General features: G+C 62.3%; 31 protein-coding genes and 1 tRNA gene. 14 read left to right on the top strand and 18 right to left on the bottom strand.

The window, feature by feature from the left end; genetic code table 11:
• The first annotated feature begins 59 nt into the window (after nucleotides 1–59).
• Nucleotides 60–644, top strand: coding sequence for a thymidine kinase (locus DT23_RS06180; RefSeq protein ID WP_038129930.1), 585 nt, complete (start codon nucleotides 60–62; stop codon nucleotides 642–644).
• Here DT23_RS06180 and DT23_RS06185 read toward each other — a convergent pair.
• The 13 genes from DT23_RS06185 to DT23_RS06245 all read right to left on the bottom strand — a co-directional run bounded on the left by DT23_RS06185 (nucleotide 641) and on the right by DT23_RS06245 (nucleotide 12,585).
• Nucleotides 641–1,759, bottom strand: a complete 1,119-nt coding sequence (locus tag DT23_RS06185; RefSeq protein ID WP_038129489.1) for a beta-ketoacyl-ACP synthase III — start codon at nucleotides 1,757–1,759, stop codon at nucleotides 641–643. The two genes, DT23_RS06180 and DT23_RS06185, sit on opposite strands and share 4 nt — an antisense overlap.
• A 42-nt stretch (nucleotides 1,760–1,801) precedes the next feature.
• Entirely contained in the window at nucleotides 1,802–2,752 is a 951-nt protein-coding gene (locus DT23_RS06190; protein ID WP_038129492.1) for a 2-hydroxyacid dehydrogenase, read from the bottom strand.
• Entirely contained in the window at nucleotides 2,752–3,087 is a 336-nt protein-coding gene (locus tag DT23_RS06195; protein WP_038129494.1) for a tRNA-binding protein, read from the bottom strand. The genes DT23_RS06190 and DT23_RS06195 overlap by 1 nt, the downstream gene beginning before the upstream one ends.
• Nucleotides 3,084–3,896 carry a pyrroline-5-carboxylate reductase gene (proC, locus tag DT23_RS06200; protein WP_038129497.1) on the bottom strand — a complete coding sequence of 271 codons (813 nt, stop codon included), beginning with the start codon at nucleotides 3,894–3,896 and terminating at the stop codon, nucleotides 3,084–3,086. Before proC ends, DT23_RS06195 begins: the two co-directional genes overlap by 4 nt.
• 27 nt (nucleotides 3,897–3,923) lie before the next feature.
• Nucleotides 3,924–4,427 carry a type III secretion system chaperone family protein gene (locus DT23_RS06205; RefSeq protein ID WP_038129498.1) on the bottom strand — a complete coding sequence of 168 codons (504 nt, stop codon included), beginning with the start codon at nucleotides 4,425–4,427 and terminating at the stop codon, nucleotides 3,924–3,926.
• A gap of 294 nt (nucleotides 4,428–4,721) precedes the next feature.
• A tRNA-Ala gene (locus DT23_RS06210) sits at nucleotides 4,722–4,797 on the bottom strand.
• A 73-nt stretch (nucleotides 4,798–4,870) separates the two neighbouring features.
• Nucleotides 4,871–5,314 (bottom strand): thioredoxin TrxC, encoded by a 444-nt coding sequence (trxC, locus tag DT23_RS06215; RefSeq protein WP_038129500.1) that lies wholly within the window; start codon nucleotides 5,312–5,314, stop codon nucleotides 4,871–4,873.
• A gap of 90 nt (nucleotides 5,315–5,404) precedes the next feature.
• Entirely contained in the window at nucleotides 5,405–6,526 is a 1,122-nt protein-coding gene (locus tag DT23_RS06220; protein ID WP_038129933.1) for a TFIIB-type zinc ribbon-containing protein, read from the bottom strand.
• A gap of 13 nt (nucleotides 6,527–6,539) precedes the next feature.
• Nucleotides 6,540–7,661 carry an SPFH domain-containing protein gene (locus DT23_RS06225; RefSeq protein ID WP_038129503.1) on the bottom strand — a complete coding sequence of 374 codons (1,122 nt, stop codon included), beginning with the start codon at nucleotides 7,659–7,661 and terminating at the stop codon, nucleotides 6,540–6,542.
• 15 nt (nucleotides 7,662–7,676) lie between these two features.
• Nucleotides 7,677–8,642: a DUF2927 domain-containing protein gene (locus tag DT23_RS06230; RefSeq protein WP_240473558.1), complete on the bottom strand. Its 966-nt coding sequence runs from the start codon at nucleotides 8,640–8,642 to the stop codon at nucleotides 7,677–7,679.
• On the bottom strand, nucleotides 8,639–9,817 hold the full coding sequence (locus DT23_RS06235; RefSeq protein WP_038129506.1) for a toxic anion resistance protein: 1,179 nt from the start codon (nucleotides 9,815–9,817) through the stop codon (nucleotides 8,639–8,641). The genes DT23_RS06230 and DT23_RS06235 overlap by 4 nt, the downstream gene beginning before the upstream one ends.
• A 54-nt stretch (nucleotides 9,818–9,871) precedes the next feature.
• The gene (locus tag DT23_RS06240; protein ID WP_038129507.1) at nucleotides 9,872–10,771 is read right to left on the bottom strand and encodes a 5-bromo-4-chloroindolyl phosphate hydrolysis family protein; all 900 of its coding nucleotides are present in this window, start codon (nucleotides 10,769–10,771) and stop codon (nucleotides 9,872–9,874) included.
• Nucleotides 10,772–11,001: 230 nt separating this feature from the next.
• Nucleotides 11,002–12,585 carry a pseudouridine synthase gene (locus DT23_RS06245; protein WP_081846958.1) on the bottom strand — a complete coding sequence of 528 codons (1,584 nt, stop codon included), beginning with the start codon at nucleotides 12,583–12,585 and terminating at the stop codon, nucleotides 11,002–11,004.
• Nucleotides 12,586–12,709: 124 nt separating this feature from the next.
• On the opposite strand from DT23_RS06245, the gene DT23_RS06250 reads away from it, so the two are divergent.
• From DT23_RS06250 to DT23_RS06295, 10 genes are all read left to right on the top strand, one after another.
• Complete coding sequence (locus DT23_RS06250) at nucleotides 12,710–13,159, top strand: nucleoside deaminase (protein ID WP_038129508.1); 450 nt, start codon at nucleotides 12,710–12,712, stop codon at nucleotides 13,157–13,159.
• A gap of 103 nt (nucleotides 13,160–13,262) precedes the next feature.
• Entirely contained in the window at nucleotides 13,263–13,538 is a 276-nt protein-coding gene (locus tag DT23_RS06255) for a hypothetical protein (protein WP_051697087.1), read from the top strand.
• A 67-nt stretch (nucleotides 13,539–13,605) separates the two neighbouring features.
• Complete coding sequence (locus DT23_RS06260; RefSeq protein WP_038129509.1) at nucleotides 13,606–14,049, top strand: PaaI family thioesterase; 444 nt, start codon at nucleotides 13,606–13,608, stop codon at nucleotides 14,047–14,049.
• Entirely contained in the window at nucleotides 14,046–14,561 is a 516-nt protein-coding gene (locus tag DT23_RS06265) for a PaaI family thioesterase (protein ID WP_038129511.1), read from the top strand. The genes DT23_RS06260 and DT23_RS06265 overlap by 4 nt, the downstream gene beginning before the upstream one ends.
• A complete protein-coding gene (locus DT23_RS06270) occupies nucleotides 14,554–15,858 on the top strand; it encodes an MATE family efflux transporter (RefSeq protein WP_038129513.1) in 1,305 nt (434 codons plus the stop codon). The genes DT23_RS06265 and DT23_RS06270 overlap by 8 nt, the downstream gene beginning before the upstream one ends.
• Before the next feature lie 68 nt (nucleotides 15,859–15,926).
• Nucleotides 15,927–16,967: a TRAP transporter substrate-binding protein gene (locus DT23_RS06275; protein WP_240473559.1), complete on the top strand. Its 1,041-nt coding sequence runs from the start codon at nucleotides 15,927–15,929 to the stop codon at nucleotides 16,965–16,967.
• 1 nt (nucleotide 16,968) lies between these two features.
• Nucleotides 16,969–17,463 carry a TRAP transporter small permease gene (locus DT23_RS06280; RefSeq protein WP_038129514.1) on the top strand — a complete coding sequence of 165 codons (495 nt, stop codon included), beginning with the start codon at nucleotides 16,969–16,971 and terminating at the stop codon, nucleotides 17,461–17,463.
• Entirely contained in the window at nucleotides 17,460–18,773 is a 1,314-nt protein-coding gene (locus DT23_RS06285) for a TRAP transporter large permease (protein WP_038129515.1), read from the top strand. Before DT23_RS06280 ends, DT23_RS06285 begins: the two co-directional genes overlap by 4 nt.
• Before the next feature lie 66 nt (nucleotides 18,774–18,839).
• Nucleotides 18,840–19,157 carry an antibiotic biosynthesis monooxygenase family protein gene (locus tag DT23_RS06290; protein ID WP_038129516.1) on the top strand — a complete coding sequence of 106 codons (318 nt, stop codon included), beginning with the start codon at nucleotides 18,840–18,842 and terminating at the stop codon, nucleotides 19,155–19,157.
• Between the two features lie 72 nt (nucleotides 19,158–19,229).
• Nucleotides 19,230–19,502, top strand: a complete 273-nt coding sequence (locus DT23_RS06295) for a GlsB/YeaQ/YmgE family stress response membrane protein (protein WP_038129518.1) — start codon at nucleotides 19,230–19,232, stop codon at nucleotides 19,500–19,502.
• Here the strand turns inward: DT23_RS06295 and DT23_RS06300 are convergent.
• Entirely contained in the window at nucleotides 19,499–19,957 is a 459-nt protein-coding gene (locus DT23_RS06300; protein ID WP_038129520.1) for a YdcF family protein, read from the bottom strand. The genes DT23_RS06295 and DT23_RS06300 overlap by 4 nt on opposite strands.
• Nucleotides 19,958–20,034: 77 nt before the next feature.
• Between DT23_RS06300 and DT23_RS06305 the strand changes: the two genes are divergently transcribed.
• Nucleotides 20,035–20,616, top strand: coding sequence for a rhodanese-like domain-containing protein (locus DT23_RS06305; protein WP_038129522.1), 582 nt, complete (start codon nucleotides 20,035–20,037; stop codon nucleotides 20,614–20,616).
• Between the two features lie 22 nt (nucleotides 20,617–20,638).
• Here the strand turns inward: DT23_RS06305 and DT23_RS06310 are convergent, their stop codons facing one another.
• Nucleotides 20,639–21,226, bottom strand: coding sequence for a cupin domain-containing protein (locus DT23_RS06310; RefSeq protein WP_038129523.1), 588 nt, complete (start codon nucleotides 21,224–21,226; stop codon nucleotides 20,639–20,641).
• Between the two features lie 158 nt (nucleotides 21,227–21,384).
• On the opposite strand from DT23_RS06310, the gene DT23_RS06315 reads away from it, so the two are divergent.
• Entirely contained in the window at nucleotides 21,385–22,659 is a 1,275-nt protein-coding gene (locus tag DT23_RS06315) for a 4-aminobutyrate--2-oxoglutarate transaminase (protein WP_038129524.1), read from the top strand.
• Between the two features lies 1 nt (nucleotide 22,660).
• On the top strand, nucleotides 22,661–24,115 hold the full coding sequence (locus DT23_RS06320; protein ID WP_038129527.1) for an NAD-dependent succinate-semialdehyde dehydrogenase: 1,455 nt from the start codon (nucleotides 22,661–22,663) through the stop codon (nucleotides 24,113–24,115).
• A gap of 74 nt (nucleotides 24,116–24,189) precedes the next feature.
• Here DT23_RS06320 and DT23_RS19790 read toward each other — a convergent pair whose 3' ends face one another.
• Genes DT23_RS19790 through DT23_RS06330 form a run of 3 tightly spaced genes read right to left on the bottom strand, consistent with a single transcriptional unit; the run spans nucleotide 24,190 to nucleotide 26,422 of the window.
• A complete protein-coding gene (locus DT23_RS19790; RefSeq protein ID WP_164492072.1) occupies nucleotides 24,190–24,354 on the bottom strand; it encodes a hypothetical protein in 165 nt (54 codons plus the stop codon).
• Nucleotides 24,351–25,481: a YeeE/YedE family protein gene (locus DT23_RS06325; protein ID WP_038129531.1), complete on the bottom strand. Its 1,131-nt coding sequence runs from the start codon at nucleotides 25,479–25,481 to the stop codon at nucleotides 24,351–24,353. The genes DT23_RS19790 and DT23_RS06325 overlap by 4 nt, the downstream gene beginning before the upstream one ends.
• Nucleotides 25,481–26,422 carry a sulfurtransferase gene (locus DT23_RS06330; protein ID WP_038129533.1) on the bottom strand — a complete coding sequence of 314 codons (942 nt, stop codon included), beginning with the start codon at nucleotides 26,420–26,422 and terminating at the stop codon, nucleotides 25,481–25,483. Before DT23_RS06330 ends, DT23_RS06325 begins: the two co-directional genes overlap by 1 nt.
• Between the last annotated feature and the right edge of the window lie 396 nt (nucleotides 26,423–26,818).

The raw sequence follows: 26,818 nt of genomic DNA on the forward strand, positions 1-26,818 counted from the left end.
ACCCCAAGCCGGAAGGCAGAGCCTTGCCGCCGCCGTTTCGGGGCGGTATGGCGTGGCGCATGGCAAAGCTCTATTTTCACTATTCGACGATGAATGCGGGCAAAAGCACGTTGCTGCTGCAGGCATCCTATAACTACATCGAACGCGGCATGGCGACGATGCTGATCACGGCGCGGCTGGACCATCGCGCAGGCCACAATCAGATCGCTAGTCGGATCGGGATCGGGGCAGAGGCCGAAAGCTTCTCGCCAGACACCGATATGTTCGAAATGATCAAGGATCGGCTGGATTCTGGTCCCTGTGCCTGCATTTTTGTTGATGAATCACAATTTCTGAACGATGCGCAAGTCTGGCAACTGGCCCGCGCCGTGGATGATCTGGGCGTGCCGGTGATGTGTTACGGGCTGCGCGTCGATTTTCAGGGCAAGCTGTTTCCCGGCTCGGCGGCGCTGTTGGCGCTGGCCGATGAAATGCGCGAGGTGCGCACGATTTGTCATTGCGGAAAAAAGGCCTCGATGGTGGTGCGGATGGGGCCAGATGGGACCGCCTTGCATGACGGCGATCAAGTGCAGATCGGCGGCAACGAGACCTATGTCAGCCTGTGTCGCCGCCATTGGCGCGCCGCGATGGGTGAGCGGGTCTAGATCCGCTCTACCACGACCGAGCCGACCGAATATCCCGCCCCGAAAGAGCAGATTAGCCCGAGATCTCCGGGGGTGAAGTCATTGGAATGTTTGGCAAATGCGATGATCGAGCCAGCCGAGGACGTATTGGCGTAATCTTGCAGGATATTGGGCTGCTCGCCGGGCTCTGGGTCGCGGCCCAGCACCTTGCGACCCAGAAAATCGTTCATCGTTTTGTTGGCCTGATGCAGCCAGAGGCGGCGCAGATCTTGCGGGCTGACGTCGGTTTCACTGAGATGTTCAAGGACGTGATGCGCGACCATCGGCATCACCTCTTTGAACACTTTGCGGCCCTCTTGCATGAACTGCATGTCGCGCCGATCCGTGACGCCATCGGGGCGGGTGCGGCGCAGAAAACCGTTATTGTTGCGGATGTTGTTGGAAAACTCGGTGGCGCAGCGCGAGGAGCGGATCAGAAAGCCCTGCGTGTCATCTTCACGCCGCTCGATCAGGGTGGCGGTGGCGACATCGCCGAAGATGAAATGGCAGTCGCGGTCGCGCCATTCCAAGTGTCCCGAGGTGATTTCTGGGCTCACCACAAGCGCGCGGCGCACAGAACCGGTGCGGATCATGTCCGCTGCCGCCTGAATGCCAAACGTGGCTGAAGAACAGGCGACATTCATATCAAATGCAAACCCGCCAGCGCCCAGAAGTTTTTGAATTTCAATGGCAACCGCAGGGTAGGCGCGTTCCATATTCGAGGCGGCGCAGATCACCAGATCAACGTCTTCGCCGGTGCGGCCAGCCATTTTCAACGCCTGATTGCAGGCATCCAGCGCGATTTCGGCCATGATGCCGGGTTCGTCATCAGAGCGCTGGCGCAGCCGCGGATACATCCGTGCCGGGTCCAAAACGCCCGCCTTATCCATCACATGACGTTGCTCAATCCCCGAGGCTTTGAGGATGAACTCAACCGAGGAGTGATCCTTCGCCGTGACCTCGCCAGCGGCAATCGCATCGGCATTCTCGGCGTTAAAACGGTCCGCATAGGCGTTGAAGCTTTCGACCAGCTCGGCATTCGTGATGGTCTGTTCAGGGGTGAAAACCCCGGTTCCGGTGATGACGGCTTGCTGCATTGGCTCCTCCTGTCCCGACACTCGGGCGGGGCGTGCAAAAGGTCAAGCGGTGACGCGATTGGGCGGGGAATTGCCGTCGCGAAACGCAATCAGATTGTCGAGCGCCATATGACCCATCGCGTCGCGCACCTCCAGCGCAGCGGTGCCCAGATGCGGCAGTAACGTTACGTTATCAAGCGCGCGCAACGCTTCGGGGACATGCGGCTCGTGTTCGTAGACATCCAGTCCGGCCCCGGCAATGGTGTCCGCTTGCAGTGCCGCGATCAGCGCGGTTTCCTGCACGATATCGCCGCGTGCGATGTTGATCAAATGCGCATGGGGTTGCAGTTTTGCGATTTCTGGCGCGTCGATCAGGTGATGCGTTGCTGGGCTTGCGGGCACCGCGACAACGACGAAATCGCACTTTTTCAACAATTCGTCCTGGCTGACCTGACGGGCGGGCAGGCCGGGATCGGGCAGGGGGGAGCGCTTGGTGAACAGCACCTCCATACCAAATCCGTAGTGGCAGCGTTTCGCGATTGCGGTGCCGATGCGGCCCATGCCGATGATGCCCACGCGCTTGCCGCTGACATGCTGACCAAGGAACTGCGTGGGCGTCCATCCGGTCCAGTCGCCGCGCCGCACGAAACGCTCGCCTGCGCCTGCGCGCCGTGCGCTCATCAAGATCAGCGTCAGCGCGATATCGGCGGTGGCATCGGTGACCGCGCCGGGGGTGTTGGAGACCGTGACGCCAGCCGCCTGCGCGGCGGCCACGTCGATATGGTTATAGCCGACGCCGAAATTGGCGATCATTTTCGCGTGCGGCGCGGTTTTGAGCGCCCCCGCCGTCACCTGATCGCCCAGCGTCACCAGCAGCGCGTCGTAATCGGCGAGCGCCTGCGCAGCCTCGGCCTCATCCATCGGCGCGTTGCCTTTGCGGAAGGTCACGTCAAATTCGCGCGCAGCACGGGCCTCGACCTCGGGGGTAAGTTGGCGTGTGACAAGCAGTTTCATCAAAACATCCGCCCGCCGATAGGCACGTCTTTGTCGGGCGTGAGCAGCACCACTTCGCCCGTCTCATCGGGGATACCCAGCACCAAAGCCTCGGACATGAAGGGGCCGATCTGACGGGGCGGGAAATTCACCACGCCAAAGACCAGCTTTCCCACCAGTTCATCGGGTGTGTAATGCGTGGTGATCTGGGCTGAGCTTTTCTTGACGCCGATCTCGGGGCCGTAATCGACCCAAAGCTTGATCGCGGGTTTGCGCGCCTCGGGGAAGGGTTCTGCCTGAGTGACACGCCCGCAGCGAATATCGACCTTCATGAAATCATCGAAAGAGATCGTCATTTCCCCAACTCCCGGTTGCGCGCGATATTGGCCGCCACGGCGCGGCGCATCAGCGGTGCCATGCCTGTGTCGGGGTCCATCAGCACGTTCAGCGCAGCCGCCGTGGTGCCCCCCGGAGAGGTCACATTTTCACGCAGCTTACTTGGCGTTTCATCGCTTTGCTCGGCCAGTGCGCCAGCCCCGCCAACGGTTGCCTTGGCCAGTTGCAGCGCAAGGTCGGGGGCCAGCCCCTCGGCCTCTCCCGCAGCAGCCATCACCTCGATCAGATGAAACACATAGGCCGGGCCAGAGCCGGACACGCCGATCACCGCATTTATCTGCTCTTCGTTCTCAAGGCGCACGACTTGCCCCACGCCGGACATTAACTCTTGCGCAATATCAAGGTCTTGCGCAGTGGCCTTGGGGTTGCCAACAATCGCTGTCACGCCACGCCCGATGGCTGAGGGGGTGTTGGGCATCGCGCGCACAAGACGCGTTTGATCCCCTAGCATCCGCGCATAACCTTCCATCGTAATGCCCGCCGCGACCGTGACGAACAGCGTATCGCCCGTCCGCATCGTCGAAAGCTGTGACAATGCATCAGCCATCATCTGCGGCTTGACGGCAAGCAGCACGACCGCCGGGTTATCGGGCAGGTCGGTGCTCAGATGTACGCCCGAGGCTTGCAGCCAGTCGGACGGGTGCGGGGTAATCACCCAGACGGATTTCGCAGGCAATCCGCCCTGAAGCAGCCCCTGCAAAATCGCGCCGCCCATGCGGCCACAGCCCAAGATCACCAAACCACGGTCGGAAATGCTATCGAAACTCATGTTGCCCCCTTTGCGTTTGGGGGCAGATTAGGCGCGCCCGTAGGCCTCTGCAATGGCGACCTGCATCGCGTCCTCAGGCGTGCGCTCGCCCCAAGTCGCGAGTTGGAAGGCGGGGTAAAAGCGCTCGGACGAAGCCACCGCCGCGCCGATCAGCCGGTCGATCTGCTCGGGGCCGGGCATCTGTCCTCCCGTCAGCACGAGGCCGTTGCGCCACACCATCAGCCGCTGATCGGGCCAAAAGGTAAACGCGCCCGTCCAGACCCGGTCATTAACGCGGTTGAGCAGGTCATAAAGGGCAGGCTCGCGCGCCGGGGGCGGGTCCATTTCAAAGGTGCAGATCAGGCGCAGGGTTTCATCGGAATCAGACCAGGCGAGCGTGATCGAATAGCTGCGCCACTGACCCTCAACGGCCATCGCGATCTGATCGTCGGTGACGCGGTCGAATTGCCAGTCATGGGCCTCGGCCAGCGTCTCGACGATGTCGATCGGGTGCAGTTCCTCGACGTTCAGATAGTCTTCACTCAGTGCCATGCTCGTACCCCCCGGCTTTTTTGGTGCCCTGAGGTGCAGCTCCCCAAAGGCTTGTCGGCTATACAAGGATCGGCGGTGCATGCGCCTTTCCCTACCACATATCGTGTAGGTGAGGGCGCGCTGTGTAAAGCAATTTCTAGTGGATAACTCGGGGGTCGGCTACGATATCTGGGGATAGTCTATCCACAGGCCACGAGCGAAAAGGCACGAAAATAGGCCTATGCTCCTGAAATCAGGATGAAAATAAGAAAAACGCCCAACATTGCTGCGGGCGCGTGTCTAAACGGGGCGGTTTGGTGGAGCTGAGGGGGATCGAACCCCTGACCTCGTCATTGCGAACGACGCGCTCTCCCATCTGAGCTACAGCCCCTCACCGTGGCCGGGTATGTCGCGCAAGGGACGGGGATTGTCAAGATCTCTGCCCCCTGCGCGGGGCGAAAATTTTACGCGTTCACCGTCACATGCGACTTCACGAACTCAACCAGTTGCGCCGCCGGTCGCGCCCCTGCCGCGCGCGCGACTTCGCGACCCTTGGCAAACAGGATAAAGGCCGGGATGCCTTGAATACGATAGCGCTGCGTGGCGGTTGGGTTGACCTGCGTATTGATCTTGGCAAGGCGCACATGCGGGCTTAGTTCACCTGCCGCTTGCTGGAATTGCGGCGCCATTGCGCGGCACGGTCCACACCACGGTGCCCAGAAATCCACCAGCAGGGGCAGGTCGTCTTTCTCGGCTTTGGCGAGGATCTTGAAATCGACCTCGGCCACTTTGCCGGTGATCAGCCTGGCCCCGCAGGTGCCGCATTTGGCGCTAGGGCCCAGCTTGTCGCCCGGCACCCGGTTTGCCTGGCCACATTCCAGACAGGTTACGCGATAGGATTGGGTCATTTGCCCCTCCTTGAGAGTATATTTAACCCTAATATCGGAGCGCATAGCGCGGGTATCAAGGCGCAATCATGCCGCAGGGGGCTTTCGCGATTAGCGTTTCAGATAGACAAACGCCCCGATCACGATCAGCCCTGCAATCACCGCCAGCGCGATTTTAACGGCTGACCACGGGCGATCGCCCTGCACACGGCCCGTCTGAGCGTTAACGATAAAGCGATAGGACCGACCACGGAATTTATAGGCCGCGGTCCAGACCGGCAGCAGGATGTGCTTGAAGGTCTCATCGGCGAAACTCGGGTCCATCGCGGTGATGCGTTGCTCATCGCCGCCGATATCGCGACGAATATCGGTCTGGATGACGCGGATCATCTCGGCTTGGGCACTGTGATGGCCCTCGTGCAGTTCGACCGTGTAGCCCTCGGCAGAAAAACCCGCCAGATAGTCGCGCCGATAGGCCTGCAACGCGCCCAGATCCCACGGGCGCAGCGCATCGATATAGGGCGGGGGCAGCGAGCGCGCGGCATAGATCACCACGTCATCAAAGGCGCGCGCGACTCGCCCCGAGACCGCGCTCCAGCGGATGCGGCGGACCTGCTCGGTGCGCACGCCCTTGTCGGTTTGCACTTGCCGCGTCTCGTAATAGGCGTCGCCGCGCTGGCCGGAATAGCGGGTGCGCGTGTTGGCATCGAATGTCCAGAACGGCGCGTAAATGCCCGTCATGCGCCGCCCCTTGCGGGCATATTGCGACAAGCCGTTGGGGGCAAACCACAGGCTGCCAAGCCATTTCGACAGCGCCGCGCGGGCCTGTTCCTCGGTCAGTTGAAAGGGCAGCACGCCTTGCGGCTTGATCAGGCGGCGCGTGCCGGTATCGGTAACAACGGGGGTCGCGCAGAACGGGCATTGCGTGGAATGCTCGCCGTTTTGCAGCTCGATCGAGGCCCCGCAATTGGGGCATGACAGCGTGCGGTGTTCCTCCATCTCGGGCTCGGGCAAGCCGTGGGACAGTGCCTCTTGCAAGGGGAGCTCGCGCAAGCTTGCCTCGCCGCGTCCGGTGGCGGCGGGGATGTCTTGCACATGGCCGCAATGATCGCAGACCAGCCGCGTTTGCCCCGGCGCAAAGCGCAGGTCGGCACCGCAAGATTCGCAGCTATAATGGCTGTCACCACGCGGATCGGTCGGGGGCGCTTTCGCCCCCTTTCCAACTTTCGGCATCGAAAACATAGGTTTAGCCTGCGGGTGGCGGCGGGGGCGGCGCGATGGTAAAAAGCTGCGCGAGTTCGGAAATATCTTCGGCGCGCATCCAGCCATCCTGACCGGGCGTCCACATCAGGCTGTCGCGCGTCAGGCTACCATCGGACACCATGCGCCCCAGATGCCCGCGCCCATACGGCCCTTTGGTCTGTCCGTTCACCGCCATGTGCCAGACCTTTTCCACGGGTGGCGGAGGCGGCGGCGGGGCAGCGGCGGCGGGGGCTTGCCCCCAAGGTCCGGCGGCCCCCATCTGATGCCCCATCGCCATACCCATGCCCGCGCCCATTCCGGCCCCCATAGCCGCGCCCATGCCCGCAGAGGCGGCAGAGCCCGGCTGGCCCATCGCCTCGGCGGCGTTGAACTGCATGTATTTGTTCACATCCCCCACGATCCCCATCGAGGTGCGCTTGTCCAGCACGGTCTCAACCGCCTCGGGCAGCGAGATATTCTCGATATAGAACTCGGGCAGGGACAGTCCGTAATTGCCGATCGTGGGCGCGATGGCACTGGCCACCAGCTTGCCCATATCGGCAGTGTTGGCAGCCATATCCAGCACCGGAATGTTGGAGCCGGCAATCGCGCGCGAAAACTCCTGCACGATCACGTTGCGCAGCTGATAGCTGATCTCGTCAGAGGTAAATTCGCCATCCGTGCCCACGATTTCGGTCAGGAATTTGCCCGGATCACTGACGCGCATCGAATAGGTGCCAAAGGCGCGCAGCCGCACCGGACCAAATTCAGGGTCGCGCGTCATTACCGGGTTCTTGGTGCCCCATTTCAGATCGTTGATCCGGGTGGTGTTGACGAAATAGACCTCGGACTGGAAGGGCGATTTGAACCCGTGATCCCAATGTTGCAGCGTGGTCAGGATCGGTAAGTTGTTGGTTTCCAACATATAAAGTCCGGGGCCGAACACATCTGCCAACTGCCCCTCATGCACAAAGACCGCCGATTGCCCTTCGCGCACCGTCAGTTTGGCGCCGTATTTGATCGCATGGCCCTCGCGCTCGAACCGCCAGACCATCGTGTCTCGCGTGTCGTCGGTCCAGCCGATAACGTCGATAAACTCGCCCGAGAGGAAATCCAGAATACCCATGTCGTGTCGGTCCTTTTAGCTATTTGCCGCCAGCATTTCGGCGGCGATTTTCTCGATGATCGGGCGCGCCTCGGCCTCGGTCATACCGGGGCGCAGGCGCGGATCATACAGCATTTTCAACAACATCTCGTCGTGATGCGTGAGCAGCGCGAATTCCTCGTCATCATTGAAGATCGAGGGGCGCGCGCGCGGATAATCATTGGCAAGGCCGAGGCCTTGGGCCAGTTCCTCGTGGATGCAACTGGTGCGCAGGGCAGGCGGGTGCTCGCCCCGGATCACGGCCACGGCTTGGGAATAGACGGCGCTGTCGCCTTGGGAAAAAGCGAAGACCACGCAATAGGTCGACAGCGACAGATCGGTGATCGCATCCACGCTGGCATCATCAATACCCGGCACGAGCGCGCGCAGGCGGGGCGCAATCGCGCGGCGTTCATCTTCGTTAACGAACAGAACGTGGAAATTGCCACCCGTCTTCACCACGCTGACGGGATGGGTCGAGGCGCGCGCAAGGCGGCTGGCATAGGCGCTGACTTCGGCACGGTCCGAGGCGCGCTCGGCCATCGGGACCGACGCACCGAACTCCAGTTCCATGCGCACCGGTTTTTCCCAGCGCCGTAGCCGCGACACCGATTGGCGCGCGACGAACCCGCCGCCCGAAGACGTGTATTCGTCATAGAGCGCGACATGGATGAAATCATCGACCAACTGGCGCTGCCCAAAGGGCGCATCGCGCGGCGCGACATCGGTGCGCAACTGGCCGCGCGCCTCCATCTCGCGGGTGATCTTGGCGTAATAGGCCTGCATTTCGCGCGACAATTCGCTGCGTGGTGCGGCCTTGGGCGCGCCCAGCCCGGCAGGGGGCGGGGTCGGGCGCGCAGCCGTTTTTGGCGCGTAGGGCGAGGTGCCAAACGCCACGCAGCCTGAAATCGCGAGGCATCCCGCGATCCCGGCCAGAGCGTTAAGACCCCGCCGCATGGTCATCCGGCAGCACCGCCGCCCTGAGCCGAGGATTTCGCCGAGGCCAGCGTGTCGCGCAGCTTGTGCTCCATCTCGACCAGCTCGGTTTCGGCATCGGCGCGCTTGCGTTTGCCCTCATCCGCGATGCGCAAGCTGTCCTCAATCGTCGCGATCAGATCGGCATTGGCCGATTTCACCGCCTCGATATCGAACACGCCACGCTCCATTTCGGTGCGGATCTCGGCATTGGCTTCGCGCAGGTTCTTGGCATTGGCGGTCAGCAATTCGTTGGTCAGATCATTGGCCTCACGCACTGCCCCCGCTGCCTCGCGTGAGCGTTGAATGGTGACCGCCTGCGCCAGTTGGGTTTCCCAAAGCGGCACGGTGTTCACCAGCGTCGAGTTAATCTTTGTAACCAGCGATTTATCATTTTCCTGCACCAGACGGATCGAGGGCAGCGACTGCATTGTCACCTGGCGCGTCAGTTTGAGGTCATGCACCCGACGTTCCAGATCGTCACGCGCTGCGCGCCAATCACGCAATGCTTGCGCCTGCAGCACCTTTTCGTTTTCAGGCGCATCCGCGACCGCCTGTTCCATCGCCGGAATATCGTTGGCGTCGATCTCGCGCAGCTTTTCGGTGCCTGCCGCGATATAAAGCGCCAATTCGTTGTAGAATTTCAACGTCTTATCATACAGCATATCAAGCGATTTGATATCCTTGAGCAGCTTGTGTTCGTGGCTGAGCAGGCTATCAGTGACCTTGTCGATCTGGCCCTGCACCTCTTCGAAACGGGCGACGAAATTGGCGAACGGGGCTGCGCGTCCCAGCAGCTTTTCCCACCACGACCGGTTGCGGCGCACATCCAGCTCACTGACCGAGAACCCGCGGATCGTAGTCACGATTTGGCGTAGGCTGTCGCCCGCCGGTCCGACATCTTTATTCTTTACGCCCGTCAGCATTTCCTGACTGATCGCCTGCAAGTCATTTTGCGCGCGCGATCCGAACTGCACGATCGAGGTCGTGTCGGTCATGTCCAACTCGGCAATGCGCTTGCGGATCGCCTCGGCCTCCTCCGGGGTGGCCTGATCCAGCGGCGTGACCTTTTCGGCCGGACCGGGCTCGTCCAACAGCGCGCCGGTGACCCCTTCCATTTCGGTCATCAGCTCGGCTGCCTTAATTCGGGTCGTTTCGGTCATGGATGGTCTCCTTGCGGCACTCGGGGCGCATTGCCCCAGCGTCAGTTATCAGTTTCACCCCTGCTTGGGAGCCGTGGCAAGCCCTTCGCGCGCCAGACGGTCGCGCAGCACTTCGATTTCGACATCAAGCCCGTCGCGCCCGTCTTCAAGCATCTTTTTTGTGCGGGCGTTGAAATTGGCTTCCAGATCGCTCAGCAGCGCCTCGTAATCGGTGCGCGCTTGGGCGTCGCGGGTGGTGCGCCACAGGTCGGCGAATTTCACCGTCGCATCGCGCGCGCCCTCTAGATAAACGGTCATATAACGGCGCGCGGTGGCCAGATCGCCGGGGTCTTCCTGCACCACGCGGAACAGATCGCGCGCGCTGGTCTCAAAGCGGGCGACGCGTTCGATCAGCGCGCGCTCGCCACTGGGCGCAATCGCGCTGCGCATCGAGGCCAAGTAAGCCTCGCCTTCCTTGACGACGCGCTCGACGCGCTCTTGCTGGAACGCATCGACGCCGTCCATGCCTTTGTTTTTCAACGGATCAAACCCGAAGGCGACCAGCGAGATCACGGTGCCAAGCGCCCCGATTGCGATGGAGCCAATCAGCCCGACCTCAGGCGCTTGCGCCCCCACAGCCAGTCCCAGACCAAACGCGATGGAGCCCAAAATCTTGCGCGGAAAGGCAGGTCGGCGGGCAGCAGAGCGCGCCACATAAGCAAACTCGGCGCGCAGCCCCTCGCGGATCGTCCAGGCCGCGCCTGCGATCAACGCAAACGCCGCTAGCGCGCGGATCAGCGCAAACGGCCCCTCGCCAAACGCGCCCAGCAAAAACGGCACGGCGGCCAGCGTAATCCAGAACGGGCGGCTTTCCTCGGGATGACGGGCGACGGGGCGGCGATGCGCCGGAATTGGCCCGGTTTCGGGCGTTGCATGGGGATCGGGCGAATATTTGCCGCCAAAACGCTGGGCCATCACACGCTCCCCGTCAGCGCGACTGACAGGGTCAGCGCGATCATCAGCCAGAAAGCGATGCGTTTTTGAGCGTTGCGCGACATGAAGCACCCTTGGTTACGCGCGGATTTTTCCACGTGTCGCCTGATTTATAAGTATCCCGGCGGGTTTGCGCCAGAGGCGGGTACGAAATTCGCGCAAAACCTGCCGAGGGGAATTTTGCGCGTAAATTCCCCTCAAAGCCGTTTTGCTTAGCCGCGCGAGCCGCCGCGCGAGCTATTACCGCCCGGACGACCGCCCGGTTTGCCACCGTAACCACCGCCGGGCTTGCCGCCCGGTTTGCCGCTGTAACCACCGCCCGGCTTGCCGCCGCCGGGTTTGCCACCATAGCCACCGCCGGGCTTGCCGCCGCGCTGCTCACCATCGCGATGCGATTTGAACCCTTCCGAGCGTGACGGACCGCCCGGCTTGCCGCCGTGCGATTTGAACCCACCCGAACGCGGTTTGCCGTAGGTGGGCTTGTCGCCGCGCGGGCGGTCGTCACGATCCCCACGCGGTTTGCCGTAGGCGGGTTTGTCGCCGCGCGGACGGTCGTCACGGTCGCTACGCGGTTTGCCGTAGGCGGGCTTGTCGCCACGCGGGCGGTCGTCACGATCGCCACGCGGTTTGCCGTAGGCGGGCTTGTCGCCACGCGGGCGATCATCGCGATCTCCGCGGGGTTTGCCATAGGCGGGCTTGTCGCCACGCGGGCGGTCGTCACGGTCGCCGCGCGGTTTGCCGTAAGCAAGCTTGTCCCCACGCGGACGGTCATCACGGTCGCCACGTGGTTTGCCGTAAGCAGGCTTGTCCCCACGCGGACGGTCATCACGGTCGCCACGTGGTTTGCCGTAGGCGGGCTTGTCACCACGCGGGCGGTCGTCGCGGTCGCCACGGGGTTTGCCGTAAGCCGGTTTATCCCCACGCGGGCGATCATCGCGATCGCGTTTGAAGCCGGGCTTGTCGCCGGTCGGGCGGGGGCCGCGCGGGCGGTCGCCTCGGGGGCGGTCGCGGTGCGGGCGTTCTTCGGTGTCGCCCGTATCCACGCCGGTCAGCAGCCTGTCGCCAAGCTGGTCGCGCAGCATCCGGCGTTTGACCTCGACCACGTCACCGGGCTGCATGTCGATCAGGCGGAAGGGGCCGTAGCTCAGCCGGATCAGGCGGTTCACCACCAGACCGACCTCGGACATGGCGCGGCGGATCTCGCGGTTCTTGCCCTCACGGATGCCCACGGTCAGCCACGCATTCGCGCCTTGCTGACGATCTAGGCTGATCTCCATCGGCTGGAAATCCTCGCCCTCAATCGTGATGCCACGGCGTAGTGGGTCAAAGGTCGCCTCGGTCGGGCGGCCATTCACGCGCACACGGTATTTGCGCAGCCAGCCGGTTTCGGGCAGTTCCAGACGGCGCTTCAGCCCGCCATCATTGGTCAGCAGCAACAGCCCCTCAGAGTTCAAATCAAGCCGCCCGACATTCAGCACGCGCGGCATGCCCTCGGGCATTTCGTCAAACACCGTGCGACGGCCTTGCTCGTCCTTCTCGGTCGTGACCAGCCCGAGCGGCTTGTAATACAGCCACAGCCGCGTTTCCTGAGGCGCATCAATCGGCTTGCCGTCGATGGTGACCTTGTCTTTGAGCGAGACATCCAGCGCAGGAGAGTCGATCTTCTTGCCGTTTACCGACACGCGACCAGCCAGGATCATCTTCTCGGCATCACGGCGCGAGGCCACGCCAGAGCGCGCAATCACCTTGGCGATGCGTTCGTTTTGCGACGGTTTCGGGGCGGGGGTGTCATTCATGACGAAAATCCTTCTATGGGAGGGGGCGCCGGACTCACTCGGGTGCCAAGGCAGGTGATCTACACCTTTCCGCAACACTTGCAAAGCATCTTGATTGGCGCGCATGGCTGGGCGATGAAGGGCCATGGAATTTCGGTCTTTCATGCAACAGGCGCTGGATGAGGCGCGCGCGGCGGGCGCGCGTGGCGAGGTGCCTGTGGGCGCGGTTGTCGTCTCGCCCGCAGGCGTTGTCGTGGCAAGCGCAGGTAATCGCACGCGGGAATTGAATGACCCAACTGCGCATGCCGAGGTGCTGGCCCTGCGCGCCGCCTGTGCGCAAGCGGGGTCGGAGCGGCTGCCCGGACATGACCTGTATGTCACGCTGGAACCGTGCCCGATGTGCGCCTCTGCCATCAGCCAGGCCCGTATCGCGCGGCTGTATTACGGAGCGAGTGATCCGAAATCTGGTGGCGTGGCACAGGGGCCGCGGGTGTTTTCCCATCCGCAATGCCATCACACCCCCGAGGTTTATGACGGGATCGCGGGCGGCGCGGCCGAGGCGCTGCTCAAGGAGTTCTTTGCGCAACGGCGCTAGGGCGCTCGTCTGGACTTGCGGCGCGATTTCTGACACATACTGCGCTTGCGGGCATCAATTTCTGTGCCCCTCTCAAATCAAAATTGATCTAGAAGGAGCGAGGATGCGTTCGCAATTGCGTCTGCGCGTGGGCGGTCTGGCCGCCTATCAACAGGAACTGAAATGGATCGCGCTTGCGCTTGGCATCGCCTCTACGATTGCCATCGTGCAGAACTGGTATCCGCTTAACCTGTTTCTAAGCCTGCCGTTTTGCATGATCTGGGCCTATCACGCTTGGCTGCATACCGAACGCCAGCTGAAATATATCAACCTGCTGTTTATCGCGTTTTATGTTTATGGAATCGCGCGCTATTTCGTGATCGCACAAGGCGCGGCCTAAGCGGGCCTTGCCTCTGGCGCGCCAAGCAGGAATAGTCGCGACAGCCAAACAAGTGCCGGACCCAATTATGAGCCCTCCCGACGAAGCGATCCTGAAACAAGCCCGCCAGTTCATCGAGGCGATCCCGCATTCCCACGCGCTGGGGATGGTGCTGGACGAGATCGGGTCGGGCTATGCGGTGCTGTCGATGCCCTATGACGAACGGCTGATCGGCGATCCGCGCACCGGTGTGATTCATGGCGGCGCGGTGTCTGCCTTGATGGATACCTGCGCGGGGGCGGCGGTGATGAGCCATCCCGAAGCCGGGTTTTCCACCGCGACGCTGGATTTGCGCATCGATTATATGCGCCCCGCCACGCCCGGTCATCGTATCACCGCGCGCGCGGAATGCTACCACGTCACGCGCTCGGTCGCGTTCGTGCGCGCCTCGGCGCAGGACGAGGAAAACGGCATCCCGGTCGCTTCCGCAACTGGCGCGTTCACCGTGAACCGGCGGGGAGGCGCAGCATGAGCAAACCCAAGCCCGAACCCGTCCAGCAGGTCAAACAACGCCGTGATGGCGCGTTGCGCGCATTGGTTGATGGTGTGCCTTATGCGCGCTTTTTGGGCATCCAGTTTGATCGCCGTGGCGATGAGTTGACTGCGACTTTGCCCTTTGATGACAAGCTGATCGGCAACCCGATGCTGCCCGCGCTGCATGGCGGGGCGACTTCGGCGTTTCTTGAGGTCACGGCGATCATCGAGTTGAGCTGGGCCTTCCTGTGGGAAGATATCGAGGCGGGCCGGATCGACCTTGACCAGCTTGACCCGGAATCGCTGCCGCGCTTGCCAAAAACCATTGATTTCACGGTGGATTTCCTGCGTTCCGGCCTGCCGCGTGATGCTTACGCGCGTGCGCGCGTCAATCGCTCGGGGCGGCGCTATGCCAGTGTCCATGTCGAGGCATGGCAGGACAATCGCTCCAAGCTGTTTGCGCAAGCGACGGGCCATTTCCTGATGCCCCCGCGCGAGTCCGATGGCTGAGATCACCCACGCGCGGGTTCTCAAGATCGCGCTGCCGATTGTCTTGTCCAACGCCACGATCCCGATTTTGGGCGCGGTCGACACCGGCGTTGTCGGCCAGCTTGGCCTGCCCGCGCCGATCGGGGCGGTGGGGATTGGCGCGGTCATCTTGTCCTCGATCTACTGGATTTTCGGCTTTTTGCGCATGGGCACGACGGGGCTTGTCAGCCAGGCGCATGGCACGGGCGATGCGGTCGAGGTATCGGCGGGATTGATGCGCGCGCTCATCATCGCGGCGGCGGCGGGTTTGACGCTGATTGCGCTGCAAATCCCGATCTTTTGGGCGGCGTTCCGTCTGGCCCCCGCCAGTGCCGAGGTCGAAAGCCTTGCGCGTGACTACCTGCACATCCGCATCTGGGGCGCGCCGCTGACGATCTCGCTATATGCCTTCACCGGCTGGCTGATCGCGCTAGAGCGCACCCGAAGCGTGTTGGTGCTGCAAGTTGTGATGAACGGGCTGAATGTGGGGCTGGATCTGTGGTTCGTGCTGGGGCTTGGCTTTGGTGTCAAAGGGGTCGCGGCGGCGACGCTGATTTCGGAAATCGGCGGCGTGGCGCTGGCACTTTGGCTGACGCGGGCGGCATTCGTGGGCGGGCTGTGGCGGGCGCGGGCCATTTTTGATCGCGTCAAGCTGGGCGTGATGGCGCGGGTGAATAGCGATATCATGATCCGCTCGGTGCTGCTGCAAGCCAGCTTTACCACGTTCCTGTTTCTAGGGGCGGGGCAGGGCGATGTGACCTTGGCCGCCAATCAGGTGCTGCTGCAATTCTTGCAAATTACGGCCTTCGCGCTGGATGGGTTTGCGTTTTCCGCCGAAAGCCTGGTGGGGCAGGCGGTGGGGGCGCATTCGGTTGTGCGGGTGCGGCGCGCGGCGATTGCGACCTCGCAATGGGGCGTTGGATTGGCTGTACTTTTGGCGGCGGTGTTCCTTGTGGCAGGCCCTGCCATCATCGACGTGATGACCACCGCCCCCGAGGTGCGCCTTGCCGCGCGCGTCTATCTGCCCTGGATTGCCATTGCGCCCGTGATCGGCATCGCCAGTTGGATGTTTGACGGCATTTTCATCGGTGCCACGCTGACGCGCGAGATGCGCAACGCGATGTTTGTCTCGGTCGCGATTTATGTTGCGGCGCTGCTGATCCTGATCCCGACCTTTGGCAATCACGGGCTGTGGGCGGCGTTGATGGTGCTCAACGCCACGCGCGGGGTCGCGATGGCGCGGCTTTATCCGCGCGCCGAGGCCAAGGCGGCCCTGTAACCCCCTAATCGCTGGACGCCTCTGCGCGCGCAGGTTAAATCGGGACCCAACGCGAGAGGGAGACCCGCATGAGCCGCAATTTCACCCGCCGGGAGAGCATGGCCTTGGCCGCCGGGGCCGCCGCCTTGGCCGCCACCCCCGCGATGGCCGCGTTCGAGGTCACGCTGCGCCTGCACCAGTTTCTGCCCGAAACGAGTTTCGTGCCCGCCCATATCCTGAACCCGTGGATTGCGGCTGTTGAGGCCACCTCGAACGGGCGCATCAAGGTTGAGCATTACCCCTCGATGCAACTGGGCGGCAAACCCACTGATCTGGTCGATCAACTCACCGATGGCGTGGTCGATATCATCTGGACGCTGCCGGGTTACACGCCGGGGCGGTTCCCGCGCACTGAGGTGATGGAGCTGCCCTTTATGGTGGCGGATGCAGGGGCGGCCTCGGCAGCGCTGTGGGATCTGGCGCAATCGGATATGATCGACACGGATTTCGCCGATCTGCATTTGCTGGGCGCTTGGGTGCACGGGCCGGGGGTGATCCACGCAAACAAGCCCGTGCGCGAGATCGCCGATTTCAAAGGTTTGAAACTGCGCGGGCCTTCGCGTGTCACGACCAAGCTGTTGGAACATTTCGGCGCAACGGCCGTGGGCATGCCCGTGCCCGCAGTCCCCGAGGCGCTCTCGCGGGGCACGATCGACGGGGCGTTGCTGCCTTGGGAGGTCTCGGCCTCTCTCAAGATCGGGGAATTGGTGCATCATCACACCGAGTTTGCCGGTCCCTCAATCTATACCGCCAGTTTCATTCTTGCGATGAACAAGGACCGTTTCGCCAGCCTGCCGCCCGATCTGCGTCAGGTGATCGAGTCTGTATCGGGCGCTGCATTTTCGCGCGCGGCGGGCATCGCCCAACAGGCCGAGGATATCCCCTCGCGCCAAAAGGCGGTTGATCTGGGCAATGAGATCATCACGATCCCCGCCGACGAGACACCTGTATGGGAGGCCGCCTCGCAGCCCGTGATCGACGCTTGGGTCGCCGAGGTGGAAGAACGTGGCATTGATGGCGCGGCGTTGCTGGACAACGCGCGCGCGCTGGTCGCGGCGCATTCGGGCTAGCATGCGCACGGGGATCGAGCGCGTGGTGCAGGGGCTGGCGCTGGCGGGCGGTTTGATCTTGCTGGCGCTGGTTGGCATGACGGTGCTGTCCAGCCTTGGCGCGCTGGGTCTGAAAGGTGCGCAGGCGGGCTGGCTGCCCCAACCCTTTGCGATTGGCCCTTACAAGGCTGGTTATGAGATCGTCGAACTGGCGCTGCCTGGCATCGTTTTCGCGATGCTCCCGCTGGTGCAACTGCGCCATGCCCATGCGCGGGTTGAATTGCTGCGCGGACGTGGCGCGCGCGGGCTGGATGTGCTGTGGCAGGTCGTTGCGGCGGCAATGTTCGCGCTGATCGCATGGCGGATTGGCTTGGGAATGGTGGGCAAGATGCGCTCTGGCACCGAGACGTTTTTGCTGGCTCTACCCGTTTGGTGGGGCTACGCGGCTTGCCTTCCGGGCGCGTGGGGCGCGGCGTTTGTCGCGGGCTATAACGCCATACGGCAGGCGCGCGCATGAGTGATTTTGCGCTTGCGCTGGGCTCGTTTCCGCTGCTGTTGCTGCTGATCTTTCTGCGTGCGCCAATCGGTTTGGCGATGCTGGTGATCGGCGCAGGCGGACTTTGGGCGCTGACAGGCAGCCCGCAGCTTTGGCTTGCAAAGATGAAAAACGAGGGGTTTTCGACCTTCTCGCATTACGAATTGTCGGTGATCCCGATGTTCCTGCTGATGGGGCAATTCGCGACCCAAGGGGGCATGAGCCGGGCGCTGTTTCGCGCTGCAGATGCGCTGATCGGGCATCGCCGGGGCGGCTTGGCGATGGCGGCGATCGGGGCCTGCGCGGGCTTTGGCGCGATCTGCGGTAGTTCGCTGGCGACGGCGGCGACGATGGGGCGTGTCGCGATCCCCGAGATGCGCGCGGCGGGGTATTCCGGTGCGCTGTCCACCGCGGCGCTGGCGGCGGGAGGCACGCTTGGCATCCTTATTCCGCCCTCTATCGTGCTGGTGATTTTCGCCATCCTGACCGAGCAGAATATCGCCACGCTGTTTGCTGCCGCCGTGCTGCCGGGGCTGCTGGCGGTGCTGGGCTATGGGCTTGCGGTGCAGGTCTATCTGATGCGTCACCCGCAAGCGGCCGGCGAGAGGCGCGCGCCGATGCCTTGGGCGCAACGCCGGGCTGCGCTGTTGGCGATCTGGCCGGTGATTGCGATTTTCGCGCTGGTTGTGGGGGGCATTTACGGCGGAATTTTCTCGCCCACCGAGGGTGCGGCGATTGGGGCGGCGCTGACGGGGATGGCGGCTTGGATCGCGGGTGGGCTGCGCGCGGGCGGCTTTCTCCGCGCACTTCTGGCGGCCGCCGAAACCACAGGCATGGTGTTTTTCATCATCCTCGGCGCGGCGGTTTATAACGGGTTTCTTGGCTTTGCACGACTGCCGCAGGAACTGGCGCAGATGGTGGCAGGGCAGGGGCTGAGCCCGTGGCTGGTGCTGATCGCGATGCTGGTGCTTTACCTCATTTTGGGCTGTTTCATGGACAGCCTGTCGATGATCTTGCTGACGCTGCCGACCTTTTGGCCAATCATCGCGGGGCTTGATTTCGGGATGGACGCGCAGGCGCTGGCGATCTGGTTCGGGGTTTTGGTGTTGATCACGGTCGAGGTCGGGCTGATCACGCCGCCGGTCGGACTCAATTTGTTTGTTATCGGCGCGATTGAGGGGCGCACGCCCGCGCCGCAAACCTGGCGCGCCGTGATCTGGTTCGTGGGGGCCGATCTAACCCGTGTCGCGTTGATTTTGGCTGTTCCTGCGATTGCCTTGCTGCCACTATAGCAAGCAACAAAAGGGGCGGTGATTTTTACCCCAATCTGTGCAATTCTACCCCAAGGAGGATCGTTCATGATCGAAATGACCAGTGATTTCAGCGGCCAGACTGTGATTTGCACCTTCGAGATGACGCCGGCGACGGCCTCGGAATTGATGGAGAAGCTGCAATCGGCCTATAGCGAGGTGATCTCGAAAGCGCCCGGTTTTATCGGCGCGGGGCTGCATATGAATGATGCGCAAACGCGGATTGCGACCTATTCGAAATGGCGCGAGCGGGGCGATTATCAGGCGATGCTGCGCAGCCCCGAAATGATCACGCGCAACCGCTATATCTACACGCTGTGCCGCAGCTTCGAGCCGGTGATGTATGAGATTGCGGCGGATTACTAAGCCTTCACGAATCCGTGGAACCTGCGCCACGCGGCTTGCGTTGTTATGTCAAAAGACAACCCGGAGAGAGTTATGGAAGACGTTCTACAAGCCATCGGCGTGATCGGTTTTATCCTTTTGGTGATCGCGGGGCTTTTGGCGGGCTGGATTGCCAGTCTTGTCGCGGGCGGGCGCCATCGCGGGGCCTATCTGGCGATTGGCGTGCTGGGCGCGCTTGTCACGCCGTTCATCATTGCGATTTTGGGCGGTGCGGTGCTTGCCGCAGGTGGCTTGCTAGCGATTATCGCGATGGCTTTGGTCGGCGCGGCGGTCGTTTTGGTGATCGGCAAGCTGATCCTCGATTAACGGCCAAACCCTCGCCACCACAGAAATTTCAACCACGCCCCGCCCTCGCGTAAATATGCGCGAGGGCGGGGTTTGTGATGAGGGCAAGACGCAAGTGCCGCCACCCCCAAGGCACGCGCCGTCGCGCAGGCACGCGGCGCGTGATAGCCGTCGGTGATCAGCACGATTGCCTCTTGCGCGTCACTCTGTGCAAGTCCAAAGGCGATATTCTCGCGCGTTGTGGTCGAGCGATCCTCCAGCACAAGCGCCGCCTCGGGCACGCCCTGCGCGCGCAAGAGCCGCGCCATTACCTCGGCCTCGGAAGGCCCGTGTTTCCCAACCCCGCCACAGCATACCAGCCGCGAAACCTCGCCCGCATGATACAGGGCCGCGCCGTGCAGCACGCGTCGTTCAAGCGCAGGCGAGGGCTGTTCGCCCGGCCAAACGGCGGCCCCGAGGATGAAAGCGTCGGTCATCCCTGATGGCTAACGCCGTGCGCGCCGCGCGACAAGATGCGCCGACCATGCTATGATCACGCAAAAGGGAGGAAACTATGCGTGCTATTTTATGTGCTGCGCTGCTATGCGCGACGCCCGCTTTTGCGGATCCGGTGAATATTCGCCCCGATACGATGTCGATCAGCGTTGAGACCAGCTCCGGCCCGGTTGAGATTTCGCGCATCCAAGACAACGCCAATGAGATCACCGGCGAATGGGCGCGCACCTCACGGCCCTGCCCGGATTTCTGCATCCAGCCGATGGTTCCTGCCCCCGGTGTGACCCCGATCGGCGAGTTGGAAATCATGGAGTTTCTCAACGATCCCAATGTGGTGGTCATCGATGGCCGGGTACGCCGCGATTTTGAGGGCGGCGCAATTCCCGGTGCAATTAATGTGCCTTATACCGAGGCGGCGGATCGTCTGGGCGAATTGGGCTGCGAGCCTGATTTCGACGGGTTCATCTGTGATGGCGAGACTGTCAAATCCGTCGCGCTTTACTGCAACGGCGCATGGTGTGGCCAATCGCCGACCGCTGCACGGCGCATGATCGAGGCCGGATTTCCCGCCGAGAAGATCTATTATTATCGCGGCGGGATGCAGGCTTGGCGATTGCTGGGGCTGACGGTGACGCAGTAAGGCGCAGCGCTGCCGCCCACGATCAAAACGTTGGCGGGGTGGCGGCGCTGACCACGATGCAAGGCACCTGCGCCACATTGCGAAAGCGGTGGGGCAGGCGCGAGTCAAACAGATAGGCATCGCCTGCGCGCAACAATTCGGTCTTGTCGCCAACGCTTAGCAGCAACTCGCCTTCGATCACGAAACCGCCCTCTTCGCCCTCGTGGCTATAGGCATCCGCGCCGGTATCCGCGCCGGGGTCGTAGGTCTCATACAGCAGCAAAAGGCTCGTCTGTCCCGACTTTCCCGCGCGTTTCAGCGAGAGCGCGCGCAACGCGTCAGCCCCCGCCGAGCGATAAATGCGACCGGGGTTGATCTCGGTCAGCTCGTCATGGCGAAACACAAACCGGCCGGGTTCGGCGGGGGCATCGCTGTCGAAAAACGCGGCCAAGGTGAGGTCTAGAATCTCAAGGATCTTGCGCAATGAGGTGATTGAGGGCGATGTTTTGTTGCGCTCGATCAGCGAGACCAGCCCGTTGGTCACGCCCGCGCGCTGCGCCAATTCGCGTTGCGAAAGGCCTGCCTCCTCGCGGATCGTTTTCAGGCGCGCGCCTACGTCGAAATCATTCACGAAACCTCTCTTTCCGCGCCTGTTTTACGGGCTGGCTGTTGGTCTGGCAATCACAGTAGCGCAAAGCTTTGCGTTTAACAAATTCAACGTTGCGCGGTTATTCGTTAAACGCTAGCGTGACTGAAAATGTCTGATTCCGTCAAACTACGAGGTTCAAAATGTCCAGCAATATCGAACTTGAGACCCGCCGCGCTGCTGCCCTGGCCCGCGGTGTGGGTGTGCAGACCAAGAACTTTGCGGTCAGCGCCGAAAATGCCACCGTGACCGATGCCGATGGCAACACACTGATTGATTTCGCCGCCGGAATCGCGGTGGTGAACACCGGCCACCGCCACCCCAAGGTGATCGAGGCCGTCAAGGCGCAGCTTGATGCCTTTACCCATACCTGCCATCAGGTCTTGCCCTATGAACCCTATGTGCGCTTGGCCGAGCGGCTGAATGACAAGGTGCCGGGCGATTTTGACAAGAAGTCGATCTTTGTCACCACCGGCGCGGAATCGGTTGAAAATGCGGTGAAAATTGCGCGTGCTTACACGGGTCGCAATGCGGTCATCGCCTTTGGTGGCGGGTTCCACGGGCGCACCTTTATGACGATGTCGCTGACGGGCAAGGTTGCGCCTTACAAGGCTGGCTTTGGCTCGATGATGCCCGATGTTTTCCACATCCCCTTTCCCAACGCGCTGCATGGCGTGAGCGTGGAAGACAGCTTTGCCGCGATGGAGAGTCTGTTCAAAACCGATCTTGACCCCGCGCGTCTGGCTGCGGTGATCTTTGAGCCGGTTCAAGGCGAGGGCGGTTTCGTGCCCGCGCCGCGCGACTTCGTTTTGCGCCTGCGTGAGTTCTGTGACCAGCATGGCATCGTGATGATTGCCGATGAGGTACAGTCAGGTTTCGCGCGCACCGGCACTTTGTTTGCGATGGAAGCCTTCGGTGTGGCTGCCGACATCACCACAATGGCCAAGGGGCTGGGCGGCGGTCTGCCGATTGCCGCCGTCACCGGGCGCGCCGATATCATGGATGCGGCTAATCCCGGTGGGCTGGGCGGCACCTATGGCGGCAACCCGCTGGGTGTGGCTGCGGGCAATGCCGTGCTGGATGTGATCGAGGAAGAAGACCTGTGCAGCCGCGCCAACGAGCTTGGCTCACGCCTCAAGCAACGTCTTGAGCAGATCCGCGACAAGATGCCGGAAATCGCTGAAATTCGCGGCCCCGGTTTCATGGTGGCGATCGAGTTGATGCAAGACGGCAAACCCGCGCCTGATCTGACCAAGGCCGTTCAGGCCGAGGCGCTGTCGCGCGGCCTGCTGCTGCTTAGCTGCGGCGTGTATGGCAATGTGATCCGCTTCCTCGCGCCGATCACCATTCCCGACGCGCAGATGAGCCAGGCGCTTGATATCCTTGAAGAGGCGATGCTGGCGGCGAAAGGGGCATAAGATGGTAAAGCTGAAGGATCCCTCGCTGCTGGAAACCCGCGCCTATGTGAATGGCAAATGGATCGGGGGCGGCACGACATTTACCGTCAACGATCCCGCCTCCGGAAACGAGGTTGCCAAGGTCGCTGATCTGGATGTGGCCGCGACGCGCGCCGCGATTGAGGCGGCCTATGCGGCCAAGCCGGCTTGGGCGGCGCTGACGGGTAAAGAGCGTTCGATTTACCTGCGCAAATGGTTCGATCTGATGATCGAGAACGCCGATGATCTGGCCGCGATCCTGACCGCCGAAATGGGCAAGCCCCTGGCCGAGGCAAAAGGCGAGATCCTCTATGGCGCAAGTTTCATCGAGTGGTTCGCCGAAGAGGCCAAGCGTATTTATGGCGATGTGATCCCCGGCCATCAGCGCGACAAACGCATTGTGGTGCTCAAGCAGCCGGTCGGGGTTGTCGGTTCGATCACGCCGTGGAATTTTCCCAATGCGATGATCGCGCGCAAGGTGGCTCCGGCGTTGGCGGTGGGCTGCACTTTTGTCGGGCGGCCCTCGGAACTGACGCCGCTGTCGGCGCTGGCGATGGCGGTGCTGGCCGAGCGGGCGGGCATCCCTGCCGGTGTGATGAATATCATCCCCGGCACGGATGCGGCGGGCATGGGGGCAGAGCTATGCGCCAATCCTAAAGTCGCCAAGATCACCTTTACCGGCTCGACCCGCGTGGGCAAAATCCTGATGAAGCAGGGCGCGGATACGGTGAAAAAGATCTCGCTGGAACTGGGCGGCAACGCGCCGTTCATCGTGTTCAACGATGCCGATCTCGACGCGGCCGTCGAAGGCGCGCTGATCGCCAAGTTCCGCAATAACGGTCAGACCTGCGTTTGCGCGAACCGGATCTATGTGCAATCGGGCGTCTATGAGGCCTTTGCCGAGAAGCTGGCCGCCAAGGTTGGCGCGCTCAAGCTGGGCAACGGGTTTGATGCGGGCGTGACCACCGGTCCGCTGATCAACGAGGCTGCGTTAACCAAGGTCGAGGATCACATCGCGGATGCGACCGGGAACGGCGCGCAGATCGCAACGGGGGGGCATCGCTCTAACCTTGGGCGGACTTTCTTTGAGCCGACAATCCTGACGGGCGTGACGCAGGCGATGAAAGTCGCGCGCGAGGAAACCTTTGGCCCGCTCGCCCCCTTGGTGAAGTTCGAAGACGAAGCCGAGGCCATCGCGATGGCCAATGATACCGAATTCGGGCTGGCGGGGTATTTCTATTCGCGCGATCTGGCCCGCGTCTGGCGCGTGGCCGAGGCGATGGAAACCGGGATCGTGGGCGTCAATACCGGCATCATCTCGACCGAGGTCGCCCCGTTCGGCGGCATCAAACAATCGGGGCAGGGCCGTGAGGGGTCGAAATACGGCACCGATGATTTCGTCGAGATCAAATACATGTGCCTTGGCGGCATCGAGTGATCGGCTAGGCCATCAGAATCACGGCGATCCGAACAATGTTGCTCTGAGCGTGCGAAACACGCTCAGAGCGTTTTTTATTTTGGCAGCGCGCCGCAGAACCCGCCCGCTGCGATTTGCCCCGAGCCCAATGCGAAAAGCGGCGGCGCTTGGTAGGGGTTCAAGGGTGTGGACACCTGATCAAACGCGATCAGCAGGACCAGCCCCGTTACGGCGAGAGAGGCGGTGAAACGACGTGTCATGTGCGCGCCTCCAGCCCCAGGATCGGCCGCAGCCGAATGCCAACAAACGCCCCCGCGAAAGCTGCGATAAACCAGACCCAGCCATGCAAACTGCCCGTGGAGATCCCCGAAAAGAACGCGCCGACATTGCACCCAAAGGCCAAGCGCGACGAATAGCCCAGCAGCAGCCCCGCGATGATCGTTGCGATCCACGCGCGCGCCGGGTAGCGCGGCAAGGATTGCGACAGGCCGCCCCGACGCCAGCTTGCCACGCCAAAAGCGCCCGCAATCAGCCCGATATTGGTAAGCGAGGTGTAATCGGTCAGCAGGCTGTGTTGAACGCGCGCGACCGAGCCGGGTGCGGTCCAAAACGCAGAGCCAGACAGATCCGCGCCCATCGCTGTGGCCCCTTTGGCGACCCAAAGACCAAGCCCGTAGACCACGCCCCACGGCTGCCCCGCAACAACAAGGTTCGCAATCGCGAGTGCAGCCAAAACCAGTGCCGCAATGACATAGCGCGCAGGCAGGCGGCGGCTGCCGGGCTTGCCCAGCGCAAAGAACAGCGCCGCCGTCAGCGCCAAGGCAACCAACGTAATCGTCAGCCCGGTGGTGCCCGTGAGCGTCAAGATCGGCAACGCGCCCAAGTCGGTCCACCAGATCAGCCCGTAAGCCCCCGCAAAGCTGCCAATCGCAAAGAATGGCAGCGCCAGCAGCCCGATCGGATTGCCCGAACCCGCATTGACCAGCGTGCCCGATCCGCAGCCCAGCACCACCTGCATCGCCGCGCCAAAGACAAAAGCCCCGCCAACCATCGCAAAGCCAATCGGGGCTTGCGCGCCGGTCAACTCATTGGGATGCGCGGCCAGCAAGGGAATTGCGACGATGGAGACCAGCGCAATCGCCAAAAGCTGCGCCAGAATGCCCGCCGGTTCGCGCCGCAAGATCATCGCGCGCCACGGACCGGCAAAGCCGAACCGCAGCCCCTCCAGCGTGATCCCAAAGCCCAAACCAATCGCCAACATCAGCGCGTAGCGCGCGCCACCAAACAGCGCCAACGCCGCGATCGCGATCAGCGCCGCAAGGATAAGCGCGCCGCGCCCGGAAATCGCGCGCGCAGGGGCGGTGATTGAGAGGGAAGAGGTCGTCATCAGATGCCGCCTCGCAGTTGATTGAGGAAGTTGGTAATCAAGCCAGGCGTGTTTTCCATGTCGCCTTTGGTGGCGGAATATTCAACCATCGAGCCGGGGTAGAGTTTGACGTTGTCGATCCCCGCCAACTCGGAAAGCGCAAACCAATCGGTCGCCGCCCAATGACCGGTATTGCAAAACGACACGACCTCATCGCCATCCTGAAGGCCAAGTTTCGCCTTAAGAGCGGTGACATCGGGTTTGGGCGCAATTGCGGTGGCGCCGGGGCTGAAGAATTGGGAATAGGGCAGGCTTTGCGCGCCGGGCAGGGTGCCGGGACGCGCGGCTGCATCGTGCATTTTCTTACCCTCAAAGAAGGGGGTAGGGCGGGCATCGACCAGAACCGCTTTGGCTTGCCCCTCGACGATCTGGTTCACCGCCGGGGTGTCCGCAGTCCAGGCGTTGTTCCATTGGATCGAGAGTTGCGTGGGGGCGGGCGTGACGGGGGTGGTCGAAAACGCGAGCCCCGCATTCGCCCAGTTGCTCGCCCCGCCGTTTAGGATCGAAAGATCCTTGAAGCCGGAACTTTTCAGCGTCCAGTAGACCCGCGCGGCCGCACCGAAATCACTGTCGGTATCGCCTTGCGACACCACCACGACCGGGCGATCAAGCGTCAGGCCCAAGCGCTCATAGGTTGCCTCTAGCGTGTCAAGCGCGGGCACCTGACCCGGATCGTTGCTAGGGCCGCGAAACAGCCCGTAGGGGGCCGAAACCGCCCCCGCAATATGGCCCGCGTCGTAACCTTTGGGGCGGATATCAAGAAGGATCGGTGCGTCGGGTTCAAGCCCCGCCTCGAGTTGCGCTGGCGTCACCAGCGGTCCGAACGTCGATGCGATGGCAGCCGTTGCGCCAAGGGCAGATGCCGCAAGGCCGAGCATGGCCGAATATGCGAAACGTTTCATGTTGCGCTCCTTAGGGTGCGTGGATTTTGTTCCAAATTGATCAAAACAGAAGGCGTTTCAAGGAACGATTTTGACGTTCTGAGAGGGCTAGTTGATGAATGTTCATTTGAAAGGGTGCGGCGTGCCGGTTGTTCCGAAGCCCGTGCCAGCACTGGAATACTTGCCATCAAAGGACGTCGCATTTGGATTGGCATTCTTTTGGGCTCGGACACCGTTCTAAGGCATGGCGTGCGCTGTTGCCCCGCAAAACGCGCCGCGCGGGCAGCGATAGCTCTACTGCGACATCCGCGCTGCTATTGCAGAGCAGCGATTCGGGCGCGCTTTTGCGATAGCGAAGAACCGCTCAGGCACATAAAAATCGGCCCGGCATTTTCACGCCGGGCCGTGTTCGCAAGC

The sequence above is a fragment of the Thioclava indica genome, assembly GCF_000714545.1.
Lineage (GTDB): Bacteria > Pseudomonadota > Alphaproteobacteria > Rhodobacterales > Rhodobacteraceae > Thioclava > Thioclava indica.

Bases quoted from the DNA above. Each gene is read 5' to 3' on its own strand.
- DT23_RS06255 (WP_051697087.1), top strand. From the start codon at position 13,263: ATGCGTTCGCAATTGCGTCTGCGCGTGGGCGGTCTGGCCGCCTATCAA.
- DT23_RS06235 (WP_038129506.1), bottom strand. From the start codon at position 9,817: ATGACCGAAACGACCCGAATTAAGGCAGCCGAGCTGATGACCGAAATG.
- DT23_RS06220 (WP_038129933.1), bottom strand. From the start codon at position 6,526: ATGCCGAAAGTTGGAAAGGGGGCGAAAGCGCCCCCGACCGATCCGCGT.
- DT23_RS06225 (WP_038129503.1), bottom strand. From the start codon at position 7,661: ATGGGTATTCTGGATTTCCTCTCGGGCGAGTTTATCGACGTTATCGGC.
- DT23_RS19790 (WP_164492072.1), bottom strand. From the start codon at position 24,354: ATGACACGTCGTTTCACCGCCTCTCTCGCCGTAACGGGGCTGGTCCTG.
- DT23_RS06260 (WP_038129509.1), top strand. From the start codon at position 13,606: ATGAGCCCTCCCGACGAAGCGATCCTGAAACAAGCCCGCCAGTTCATC.
- DT23_RS06185 (WP_038129489.1), bottom strand. From the start codon at position 1,759: ATGCAGCAAGCCGTCATCACCGGAACCGGGGTTTTCACCCCTGAACAG.
- DT23_RS06270 (WP_038129513.1), top strand. From the start codon at position 14,554: ATGGCTGAGATCACCCACGCGCGGGTTCTCAAGATCGCGCTGCCGATT.
- DT23_RS06180 (WP_038129930.1), top strand. From the start codon at position 60: ATGGCAAAGCTCTATTTTCACTATTCGACGATGAATGCGGGCAAAAGC.
- DT23_RS06250 (WP_038129508.1), top strand. From the start codon at position 12,710: ATGGAATTTCGGTCTTTCATGCAACAGGCGCTGGATGAGGCGCGCGCG.
- DT23_RS06275 (WP_240473559.1), top strand. From the start codon at position 15,927: ATGAGCCGCAATTTCACCCGCCGGGAGAGCATGGCCTTGGCCGCCGGG.
- DT23_RS06290 (WP_038129516.1), top strand. From the start codon at position 18,840: ATGATCGAAATGACCAGTGATTTCAGCGGCCAGACTGTGATTTGCACC.
- DT23_RS06320 (WP_038129527.1), top strand. From the start codon at position 22,661: ATGGTAAAGCTGAAGGATCCCTCGCTGCTGGAAACCCGCGCCTATGTG.
- DT23_RS06245 (WP_081846958.1), bottom strand. From the start codon at position 12,585: ATGAATGACACCCCCGCCCCGAAACCGTCGCAAAACGAACGCATCGCC.
- DT23_RS06280 (WP_038129514.1), top strand. From the start codon at position 16,969: ATGCGCACGGGGATCGAGCGCGTGGTGCAGGGGCTGGCGCTGGCGGGC.
- DT23_RS06330 (WP_038129533.1), bottom strand. From the start codon at position 26,422: ATGAAACGTTTCGCATATTCGGCCATGCTCGGCCTTGCGGCATCTGCC.
- DT23_RS06230 (WP_240473558.1), bottom strand. From the start codon at position 8,642: ATGACCATGCGGCGGGGTCTTAACGCTCTGGCCGGGATCGCGGGATGC.
- DT23_RS06315 (WP_038129524.1), top strand. From the start codon at position 21,385: ATGTCCAGCAATATCGAACTTGAGACCCGCCGCGCTGCTGCCCTGGCC.
- DT23_RS06300 (WP_038129520.1), bottom strand. From the start codon at position 19,957: ATGACCGACGCTTTCATCCTCGGGGCCGCCGTTTGGCCGGGCGAACAG.
- DT23_RS06240 (WP_038129507.1), bottom strand. From the start codon at position 10,771: ATGGCCCAGCGTTTTGGCGGCAAATATTCGCCCGATCCCCATGCAACG.
- DT23_RS06190 (WP_038129492.1), bottom strand. From the start codon at position 2,752: ATGAAACTGCTTGTCACACGCCAACTTACCCCCGAGGTCGAGGCCCGT.
- DT23_RS06325 (WP_038129531.1), bottom strand. From the start codon at position 25,481: ATGACGACCTCTTCCCTCTCAATCACCGCCCCTGCGCGCGCGATTTCC.
- proC (WP_038129497.1), bottom strand. From the start codon at position 3,896: ATGAGTTTCGATAGCATTTCCGACCGTGGTTTGGTGATCTTGGGCTGT.
- DT23_RS06295 (WP_038129518.1), top strand. From the start codon at position 19,230: ATGGAAGACGTTCTACAAGCCATCGGCGTGATCGGTTTTATCCTTTTG.
- DT23_RS06265 (WP_038129511.1), top strand. From the start codon at position 14,046: ATGAGCAAACCCAAGCCCGAACCCGTCCAGCAGGTCAAACAACGCCGT.
- DT23_RS06195 (WP_038129494.1), bottom strand. From the start codon at position 3,087: ATGACGATCTCTTTCGATGATTTCATGAAGGTCGATATTCGCTGCGGG.
- DT23_RS06305 (WP_038129522.1), top strand. From the start codon at position 20,035: ATGCGTGCTATTTTATGTGCTGCGCTGCTATGCGCGACGCCCGCTTTT.
- DT23_RS06205 (WP_038129498.1), bottom strand. From the start codon at position 4,427: ATGGCACTGAGTGAAGACTATCTGAACGTCGAGGAACTGCACCCGATC.
- DT23_RS06285 (WP_038129515.1), top strand. From the start codon at position 17,460: ATGAGTGATTTTGCGCTTGCGCTGGGCTCGTTTCCGCTGCTGTTGCTG.
- trxC (WP_038129500.1), bottom strand. From the start codon at position 5,314: ATGACCCAATCCTATCGCGTAACCTGTCTGGAATGTGGCCAGGCAAAC.